Below are 8,988 nucleotides of genomic sequence, written 5' to 3'. Positions count from 1 at the left end.
CTCCCCCATGTTCGACAAACTCGCTCTGCTCGGCTTCGGCCCCGGCGGCTGGGGATGGGCCCTGCTGCAAGGCGCGGCCAACACCATTTCGGTCGCGCTCGCGACCCTCCCTTTCGGCCTGGCGCTCGGCCTGATCATCGCGCTGTGGAAGCGCTCCGACAGCGTGCTGCTGCGCTCGTTGGCGACGATCTACACCACCGTCTTTCGCGGCGTGCCCGAGCTGCTGACGCTCTACATCATCTATTTCGGCATCCAGGTGCTGGTGCAGAAGGCGTGGAGCGGGTTCTCGATCCCGCCCTTCGTCGCCGGCATGGTCGCGCTCGGCATGGTGCTCGCCGCCTTCTCCAGCGAGGTCTGGGTCGGCGCGCTGAATTCGATCCAGAAGGGCCAGCGCGAGGCCGCCTCGGCGCTCGGCCTGTCTAAGGCGCAGGCCTTCCGCCTCGTCGTCTTCCCGCAACTGATCCGCGTCGCGCTGCCGGGCCTCGGCAACAACTGGATGGTGCTGCTGAAGGAGACCTCGCTGATCTCGGTGATCACGCTGCAGGACATCATGTTCATCGCGACACGCGCCAATGTCGTGACCAAGGAGCCGTTCCTGTTCTTCGGCACGGCGATGCTGCTCTACTTCTTCTTCTCGCTGGTCTCGGCCTGGGGCATCGGCATGCTCGAGCAACGCACCAATCGCGGCTACGCCGCCTTCGGCGGAGCGACGCGATGAACTGGTGCGAATATCCGGGCTACCTGATCGGCAGCGAGGTCCTGCAGAACTATGGCTGCCGCATGGCGAGCGGCCTGTGGCTCACCGTCGAGCTGGTCGTGCTCTCGGTCACCTTCGGCTTCGTGCTCGCGGTCGGCCTCGCCATCGCCAGGCTTTACGGGCCGCGCTGGGCACAGATCGCGATCAACGGCTACACCACCTTCTTCCGCGGCACGCCGCTGCTCTGCCAGCTCTTCCTGGTCTATTATGGCTTCGGCCAGTTCCGGCTGTTCTGGCAGGATGTCGGCCTGTGGTGGTTCTTCCGCGAGCCGTTCTACTGCGCGCTCTTCACCTTCACCATCAACACCGCCGCCTACCAGGCCGAGATCCTGCGCGGCGCGATCCAGTCGATCCCGCGCGGCCAGTTCGAGGGCGCGCTGGCGCTCGGCCTGCATCGCTGGGCGACGTTGCGCCGTGTGATCCTGCCGCAGGCGATGATCCTGGCGCTGCGCCCGCTCGGCAACGAGTTGATCGTGATGATCAAGGCGACTGCGATCGCCTCGCTGGTGACGCTGTTCGACCTGATGGGCGCGACCCGCCTCGCCTTCGCCCGCTCCTTCGACCTGTCGATCTACCTCTATGCGGCGCTGATCTATCTCATGCTGACCGAGATCATCCGCCGGGTCTGGGACCGGATCGAGCTCAGGCTGACACGGCATATGGCGTTGCGGTGAGCAGCGCTCAGCCCGGCAAGGTCAGGATCAGCGGACCGTTGGCGGTCGCGACCACGGTGTGCTCGTACTGGACCGTCGGGGCCCGCGGCTCGGAATAGAGGGTCCAGTTGTCGCCCTCGGCATGCTCCGCCCAGTCGGCGCCCAGCGACAGGAACGGCTCGACGGTGAAGACGAGCCCCTTCTGCATGACCCGTCGCTCGGAGCGCTCGGGCCAGGTCGCGATCTCCTTCGGCTCCTCGTGGAGCGAGCGCCCGATGCCGTGGCTGGCGAGGTTGCGAACCAGCGTATAGCCGTTCTTCTGGGCGAAGCGGCCGACCGCCTCGCCGATGCCGGCGATCGGCTTGCCCGCACCGACCTGGCCGAGCCCGGCCCAGAGCGCGCGCTTGCCGTCGCGGCAGAGCCGCTCGATGCGGCGGTCGACCGGCGGCACCGTGAAGGACGCTCCGGTGTCGGAGAAATAGCCGGCCTTCTCGGCGGAGACGTCGATGTTGACCAGATCGCCGGCAGCGATCCGGCGCTCGCCCGGAATACCGTGGGCGACCTCCTCGTTGATGCTGATGCAGGTGGCGCCCGGGAAGCCGTAGACGGTCTCGGGAGCCGATTGCGCGCCATGCCGTTCGAGCATCTCGCGGCCGATCGCATCGAGCTCGGCCGTGGTCATGCCCGGCTCGAGCGCCCGCCCCATCGCCGCCAGCGTATCGGCGACGATGCGGCCGATCTCGCGCAGGGCCTGAAGTTCTTCATCATTGGTGATGGTCATGCCCGGTTCCTGACGGATTTCGGCGAGGGCGGCAAGCCAGGGCGCGGCAGACTGTCCATGCGTGATCCCTGCGGAATCGCGATCGCTGCTATCGCGCCTGCATCGCTTCCCTCGCCTTCCCCGGCGCGCTAAAGCCGCAATGACCTTTCAGATGATGCAGCGGAGCAGTCCCATGGCCAAAGTCGCTTTCCTCGGTCTCGGCGTGATGGGCTACCCCATGGCCGGCCATCTCAAGGCCAAGGGCCATGACGTCACCGTCTACAACCGCTCGCCGGAGAAGGCGCAGAAATGGGTGGCGCAGCATGCCGGCGTCTACGCTCCGACGCCGGCCCAGGCCGCCGAGGGCCAGGAGATCGTGTTCTGCTGCGTCGGCAATGACGACGACCTGCGCTCGGTGACCACCGGCGAGAACGGCGCCTTCGCCGCGATGGGCAAGGGCACGATCTTCGTCGACCACACAACCGCCTCCGCCAATGTCGCGCGCGAGCTCGACGCGGCGGCGACCGCAGCCGGTTTCGGCTTCATCGATGCGCCGGTCTCCGGCGGCCAGGCCGGCGCCGAGAATGGCGTGCTGACCGTGATGTGCGGCGGTGATCCGGAAACCTACGCCAAGGTCGAGCCGGTGATCGCCAGCTTCGCCCGGATGTGCAGGCTGATGGGTCCGGCCGGCTCGGGCCAGCTCACCAAGATGGTCAACCAGATTTGCATCGCCGGTCTGGTCCAGGGCCTGTCCGAGGGCGTCCATTTCGCCAAGCGCGCCGGCCTCGACGTCGAGGCGATGCTTGAGGTGATCTCGAAGGGCGCCGCCGGCTCCTGGCAAATGGAGAACCGCGGCAAGACGATGAATGCCGACAAGTTCGATTTCGGCTTCGCCGTCGACTGGATGCGCAAGGACCTCGGCATCGTGCTCGACGAAGCCCGGAACAACGGCGCCCGCCTGCCCGTCACCGCGCTGGTCGACCAGTTCTATGCCGATGTGCAGAAGCTCGGCGGCGGGCGCTGGGACACGTCGAGCCTGTTGAAGCGGCTGGAGCCGTAAGGGCTCAGCCGACCAGCCGCGCCACCTCTGCCCGCAGCACCGGCACCAGCTCGGCCTCGAACCAGGGGTTCTTCCTGAGCCAGCCATTGTTGCGCCAGGAGGGGTGCGGCAGCGGCAGGATGCGCGGCTTGCGCTCCTGCGTGAAGGTGGCGCGCCAATCGGCAACGGTCGCCGTCAGGTCGGCCGCCGCCTTTGGCCCGAGATGCCAGGCCTGGGCATAACGGCCGATCACCAGCACGAGCTCGATATGCGGCAGTGCCGCGAGCACCCGCGTCCGCCACAGCGGCGCACATTCGCGGCGCGGCGGCAGGTCGCCGCCCTTGGCGTCGAGCCCGGGGAAGCAATAGCCCATCGGTACGATCGCGACGCGCGAGGCGTCGTAGAAGCAGGCATGGTCGAGGCCGAGCCAGTCGCGCAGCCGATCGCCCGATCGATCGGTGAAGGGCCTGCCGCTGGCATGGACGCGGGTGCCGGGCGCCTGGCTCGCAATCAGGAGGCGGGCGCTGGCCTCTGCCTGGATCACCGGGCGGGGCTCATGCGGCAGGCGTGGCAGATAGACCGGCTCATCCCGGCAGACCCGGCAGGCGCGCAGCTCGGCAAGGACGTCTGCGAGCGCTTCCGAACTGTTCATCGCCCGGCGAGCCGCTCCCGGCCGGGGCGCTGCGAGATCAGTCCATCGCAATGCCAGGACGGCGCCCTGTCGACGTGTTTCTCCGGATCGCCGGACTGGATGGTGGCGATGCCGTTGATGCGCCCGGTGCGGTAGGTCTTCAGCACATAGAGCGTGCCGCTGCGCTCGACGGCGAAGCAGTAGGTCCGGCGTGTCTCGTGGGGACCATAGTAGTAGCAGACGGCATCGTCCGTCGTCGTCCAGCATGCGTCCGTGTTGGTCACGTGCCGGTTGTGCCCGGCCGCGCGGCCATCCGGGTGGTGATACTCACTGAACGGCAGCCCGTTATTATAGCGGCCGGCGACCGTATTCCCCTCGAACAGCTTGCGGATCTCCTGGCCGGTCAGCCGCTCGACCGCGCCGGCGCCGGTCGCGCCGACGCAGAACATCAGCAGCGCCGCCATCGCTCCCAGCCGCATCATCGGGCCGCAACCCGCCGCGACATCGGCGCCTGCGGGCCGCGCGAGATCAGCCCGTCGCAATACCAGGGCTTGCCGCCATCGGTATGATTGCGCGGATTGGCGAGCTCGATGGTCGCGACAGCATTGATCCGGCCGTCGCCGACATTGCGCAGGATGTAGAGCCGTTCGGTCAATTCGACCGTGAAGCAGTGCGTCGTCCGCTCTTCCGGTGGCCCGTAATAATAGCAGACGGCATCGCCCTTGGTGATCCAGCAGGCGTCGCGATTCTCCTGCCAGCCATTATTGCCGAGCGCCCGCCCGTCAGGGTCGTGGAACTCGGTGAAGAAGCCGCCACCGGTGTAGCGGCCGCTGACCGTGTTGCCGGTGAAGGCCTGGTTGATCTGCTCGCCCGTCAGCTTATCCGCCGCCATGGCGGCAAGCGGGAGCATCAGCGCGAACAGGGTCGCCAGCAGGCGCATCGCTCAAACCTTCCAGCTCGGCCGGGCCGAGAGCTCGCCATGCCAGCGCCGGATATTGGCGAAGTCCTCCGGCAGCGGGATGCGCGAGGGCTTCATGAAGTCGATGGCGATCCCGGCGGTGATGTCGGCCACCGTCAGCCCGTCGCCGCAGACGAAGCGGTTGGCGCCGAGCTGCAGGTCGAGCAGCATCAGGTGATCGTCGATCTGCTCGCGGCTGGCCTCGGCCCATTCCGGCACCTGCTCCTCGAGCTCGGCCATGGCGGGATGGCCGTGGCGGAACACGGCCGAGACCGCCGAGAACAGCCCGAGCTCGATCCTCCGATTCCACATCTCGATCAGCGCCGCTTCCTTGGGGGCGCCTCCGAACAGGGCCGGCGCCGGGTGCAGGCCCTCGATGTAACGGCAGATCGCGATCGTCTCGGCCAGCGCCGTGCCATCCTCGAGCAACAAGACCGGGAGACGCTGCGACGGATTGATACGCGTGAATTCCGGCGTCCGGTGCTCCTTCTTGCCGATGTCGATCGGCACGAGCTCGGGCAAGGGGATGCCCTTCTCGGCAAAGAAGATGCGGACCCGCCGCGGATTGGGCGCGCGCCCGCCATCATAGAGCTTCATGGCCCTTTAGCCTTTCGCCGTCTCGGGACATGCCGGTTTCACGGCGGCGCCCCGGCCCTGTCAAGAGTTCAGCCCGCAAAGACGGCGGCAAGACGACACTGACGGGCGCTGGGCAGGAACAAAGCGCCTTCGCCCACGATTGTTGTCCCGCAGGGGGTAATCGACATGCCGCAGGATTGGAGCTTCGTCGTCTGGATCGTCATCCTCGCCATTCCGGTCGGGTTGATGCTCGCGACCTTGTGGTCACGCTCACGAGAGCCTGGCGCAGCGCGCCTGGATGGCCCTCGCGAGGATGATCCGCGAGAGCCGCTCTGAGCGCTCAACCCGGCGCCAGCAGGATCAGCGCGAGCGGCACCGCAATCGCCGCGAGAACGGTCTGCAGTGCGCAGATGCCGGCCATCAGCGGCGCATCGCCGCCGAGCTGGCGCGCCATCACATAGGATGAGGACGCGGTCGGCAGCGCCTGGAACAGGATGGCCAGCGTCGCCGCCTGCCCGCCCAGGCCGAAACCCTTCAACGCGGCGTAGGTCGCAAGCGGCATCAGCACGAACTTGACGAAGGAGGCGACCAGCGCCGGCTTCAGGCCGCGGCCGAGCGCTCCCCAGTCGAGCGCCGCGCCGACACAGAGCAGGCCGATCGGCAGCGAGGCCTGGCCGAGCGCCTTCAGGCAGCCCTCGACGCCGGGCGGCAGGCCGAGGCCGCTGAGCTGGATCGCGATGCCGAGCACGCAGGACATCAGCAGCGGATTGAGGGCAAGGCCCCGGAGAATGCCGCGCAGGGTCGGCTGCGCCGAGCCCCAGCGGGCGAAGACCAGGACGCAGAGCACGTTGACCGTCGGCACGATCGCGGCATTGGCGACGGCCGCTAGCGGCAGGGCGGACGGCCCGAGCATGCTGCCGGCCGCGCTCAGGCCGACATAGTTGTTGAAGCGGATGCCGCCCTGGAAGACCGAGGTGAAGGCGGCATCGCTGTAGCCGAGCCAGCGCTTCGCCAGCACGAGCAGCGCCGCGACGGTGATGATCGCTGCGATCAGGGTCAGGGCCAAAGCGGCGACCGGCAACCCCCTGAGGTCGGCCATCGCCAAGGCGTGCGTGAAAAGGGCCGGCAGCAGGACGTAATAGCTCAGCCGCTCGGCCTGCGGCCAGAATGCGTCCGGAAGGAAGCGCAGGCGGCGCATGGCGTGGCCGAGCGCGATCAGGAGGGCGATCGGCACCAGGGCGAGCAGGATCGCGCCGATCATGCCGGGAGTTCACAAGCGGGCGGCAATGTCATGCGGCGATGAATCCAGCGGCGAAGGGGCAGAAGACGATCCTTCTTTAGGTCGCCCGTGCCGGAGACGAAAATACCTGAGCCGCCAACGGGATTGAGGAATCCGCATGGCGGGCGGGGAATTCAACGCGGATGGCTCCTGCGCCACTCCTCCGGCCGCTCGAAGCTGAGCGCCCAGATGCCGCGACTGGCCGCCTTCGCCTCGGCCTCCTCGGCCTGGTAGGCGCCGTAGGAAACCGCGTTGCCCTGGCGCACCAGGGCCGCATTGATCTCGGCATCGCCCTGCTGGCAGCGGGCCAGTCCGCGGCCATAGCGATCGGCCCGAGACACCGTGCAGCTGACATTGCCCAGCGCCAGCATGGCCGCGAGCGCGCGGCGCGCCTGCCGGCCGCAGGCGACCTCGCCGCCGTTGCGGTCGCGGCAGGTCTGCCGGTATTCCGGCGCATCGATGCCCTCCAGGCGAAGCTCCTCGCCAAGAAGCCTAAGCGAATCGCCGTCGATCACCTCGGCCGCGCCGACGAGGCTGCGGCTGTCGCCGAGCCGGTATTGCAGGACGGCGCCGGCGATCGCCAAAAGCACAATAAATCCAAGGGCTACGACGAAGTCGACCGAGCGGCCGACCCGTCGCCAGCCGAACGGTCCGTAGTTGCTTGTCCTGAATCCGAAGCGCGCCATCAGGACAAGCTTAACGATTTCCAACCCATGATGGCGAGCCGGGACGCGACAGTTGCGTCGCCGGACGGGAGCCTTTGCCTTCGGACCATGGCGGAACTGACAGCCGAACAGGTGCAGCGCGGTCGCGGACCCGATCCGTCCGTGCTGGCGCGCCGCAAGCTGATCAACCGCGAGGTCCGGTCGGCACGCGAGAAGCTGACCTCGTCGACCGGGCTCCAGCGCGCCTTCGACTACGAACTTATCCGCGTCTTCGCGCAATATCGGCTGAACGGTTCGGCCGGCACCTTGCTGCTCGCCGTCCTGGTGGCGGCTGCGGCCTGCGTCTGGGTGCCGTTCTACACGGCTTCGGGCTGGCTCGGCCTGGTCGTCCTGACAACCGCGTTCACCGTGGTGCTGTGCCGGCGTTTCCTGGCCGAGCCTTCCGCCGCCGCGCGCGTCGCCTTCTGGCGCAAGCTCCTGCCTGCAGCCGAACTGCTGCATGGCTTGTCCTGGGCCTTGCTGGCAGCGCTCTTCGTCGGCGTCGAGGCGCCCGGCGCCCGCTTCTTCCTGATGACGGCGCTGTTGATCGTCAGCGCGCTCACCGTCACGCTCGCAGCGGCGATCCCGATCGCGGTCTATTCCGGCCTGGTGCCGATCGTCGGCGCGATCGTCCTGTCCTTCAGCGGCCGCAGCGACATCGACAGCGTCACCATGCTGCTGATGGCGGCCTGCGCGCAGCTCTTCTTCATCTTCCTGACCAACCGGCTCTATTCCACCTCGGTGGAGACGATCGAGTTCCGGGCCGAGAAGGATGCGCTGATCGCCGAGCTCGAGACCGCCAAGGCCAATTCGGACGAGGCCCGGCGCAAGGCCGAGGAGGCCAATCTCGCAAAGTCGCGCTTCCTGGCGACCATGAGCCATGAATTGCGCACGCCGCTCAACGCCATCCTCGGCTTCTCCGAGGTGATGAAGAACGAGGTCTTCGGCGGGCACGCCAACGCCTCCTACAAGGAATATTCCGGCGACATCCATTCCTCCGGCCAGCATCTGCTGACGCTGATCAACGAGATCCTCGACCTGTCGCGCATCGAGTCCGGCAAATACGAACTCAGCGAGGAAGCGATCAGCCTCGCCGCCATCGCCGACGACGCCGCCCACATGCTCAACCTGCGTGCCAAGGCCAAGAGCCAGACGATCCGCCAGGCGACCGAGCCAGACCTGCCGCGGATCTGGGCCGACGAGCGCGCCATCCGCCAGGCCGTGCTGAACATCCTGGCGAACGCGATCAAGTTCACCCCGCAGGGCGGCGAGATCTCGATCAAGGTCGGCTGGACCGCGACCGGCGGGCAATATGTCTCGATCACCGACACCGGCCCCGGCATCCCCGAGGACGAGATCCCGGTAGTGATGCAGACTTTCGGCCGCGGCTCGCTGGCGATCAAGACCGCCGAGCAGGGCTCGGGTCTGGGTCTGCCGATCGTCAAGGGACTGGTCGACCTGCATGGCGGCGGCTTCCGCCTCAAGTCGAGCCCGCGCGCCGGCACCGAAGTGACGATCACGCTTCCGGCGGAACGGGTGATGGACACGCTGCCGGCCCTGCCGCAACCCGGCGCGCGCTCGGCGGCATAGGGTTCGCCGCGCTACGCTCCCTGCTTCACGAATGCCCGTTT

General features: G+C 67.6%; 11 protein-coding genes. 4 read left to right on the top strand and 7 right to left on the bottom strand.

The genetic code is table 11. The features are described from left to right. Positions 1-7: 7 nt before the first annotated feature. Together ASE66_RS13935 and ASE66_RS13930 are read left to right on the top strand one after the other, a co-directional pair. Positions 8-718 carry an ABC transporter permease gene (locus ASE66_RS13935; protein WP_057190224.1) on the top strand — a complete coding sequence of 237 codons (711 nt, stop codon included), beginning with the start codon at positions 8-10 and terminating at the stop codon, positions 716-718. Continuing rightward, the gene (locus ASE66_RS13930) at positions 715-1,431 is read left to right on the top strand and encodes an ABC transporter permease (protein ID WP_057190223.1); all 717 of its coding nucleotides are present in this window, start codon (positions 715-717) and stop codon (positions 1,429-1,431) included. Before ASE66_RS13935 ends, ASE66_RS13930 begins: the two co-directional genes overlap by 4 nt. A 7-nt stretch (positions 1,432-1,438) precedes the next feature. Here ASE66_RS13930 and map read toward each other — a convergent pair whose 3' ends face one another. Continuing rightward, entirely contained in the window at positions 1,439-2,191 is a 753-nt protein-coding gene (map, locus tag ASE66_RS13925) for a type I methionyl aminopeptidase (RefSeq protein WP_057190222.1), read from the bottom strand. Positions 2,192-2,363: 172 nt separating this feature from the next. Between map and ASE66_RS13920 the strand changes: the two genes are divergently transcribed. Next, positions 2,364-3,230: an NAD(P)-dependent oxidoreductase gene (locus ASE66_RS13920; protein ID WP_057190221.1), complete on the top strand. Its 867-nt coding sequence runs from the start codon at positions 2,364-2,366 to the stop codon at positions 3,228-3,230. A 4-nt stretch (positions 3,231-3,234) separates the two neighbouring features. Here the strand turns inward: ASE66_RS13920 and ASE66_RS13915 are convergent, their stop codons facing one another. From ASE66_RS13915 to ASE66_RS13890, 6 genes are all read right to left on the bottom strand, one after another. Beyond that, positions 3,235-3,861: a uracil-DNA glycosylase family protein gene (locus tag ASE66_RS13915; protein ID WP_057190220.1), complete on the bottom strand. Its 627-nt coding sequence runs from the start codon at positions 3,859-3,861 to the stop codon at positions 3,235-3,237. Continuing rightward, the gene (locus ASE66_RS13910; RefSeq protein ID WP_156412153.1) at positions 3,858-4,322 is read right to left on the bottom strand and encodes a hypothetical protein; all 465 of its coding nucleotides are present in this window, start codon (positions 4,320-4,322) and stop codon (positions 3,858-3,860) included. The genes ASE66_RS13915 and ASE66_RS13910 overlap by 4 nt, the downstream gene beginning before the upstream one ends. Continuing rightward, a complete protein-coding gene (locus tag ASE66_RS13905; protein ID WP_057190218.1) occupies positions 4,319-4,780 on the bottom strand; it encodes a hypothetical protein in 462 nt (153 codons plus the stop codon). Before ASE66_RS13905 ends, ASE66_RS13910 begins: the two co-directional genes overlap by 4 nt. A gap of 3 nt (positions 4,781-4,783) precedes the next feature. After that, positions 4,784-5,395 carry a glutathione S-transferase family protein gene (locus tag ASE66_RS13900; protein ID WP_057190217.1) on the bottom strand — a complete coding sequence of 204 codons (612 nt, stop codon included), beginning with the start codon at positions 5,393-5,395 and terminating at the stop codon, positions 4,784-4,786. A gap of 319 nt (positions 5,396-5,714) precedes the next feature. Beyond that, entirely contained in the window at positions 5,715-6,635 is a 921-nt protein-coding gene (locus tag ASE66_RS13895; RefSeq protein ID WP_057190216.1) for an AEC family transporter, read from the bottom strand. A 152-nt stretch (positions 6,636-6,787) separates the two neighbouring features. Next, positions 6,788-7,243: a thermonuclease family protein gene (locus tag ASE66_RS13890; RefSeq protein WP_413814268.1), complete on the bottom strand. Its 456-nt coding sequence runs from the start codon at positions 7,241-7,243 to the stop codon at positions 6,788-6,790. Positions 7,244-7,426: 183 nt separating this feature from the next. Here ASE66_RS13890 and ASE66_RS13885 point away from each other — a divergent pair, with 183 nt between their 5' ends. Then, on the top strand, positions 7,427-8,947 hold the full coding sequence (locus ASE66_RS13885) for a sensor histidine kinase (protein ID WP_057190214.1): 1,521 nt from the start codon (positions 7,427-7,429) through the stop codon (positions 8,945-8,947). The last annotated feature ends 41 nt before the right edge of the window (positions 8,948-8,988 follow it).

The organism is Allobosea sp. Root483D1 (assembly GCF_001429505.1).
Taxonomy (GTDB): Bacteria; Pseudomonadota; Alphaproteobacteria; order Rhizobiales; family Beijerinckiaceae; genus Allobosea.
The sequence above is the reverse complement of the archived record's forward strand: the minus strand, read 5'-3'. Positions and strand labels throughout refer to the sequence as shown.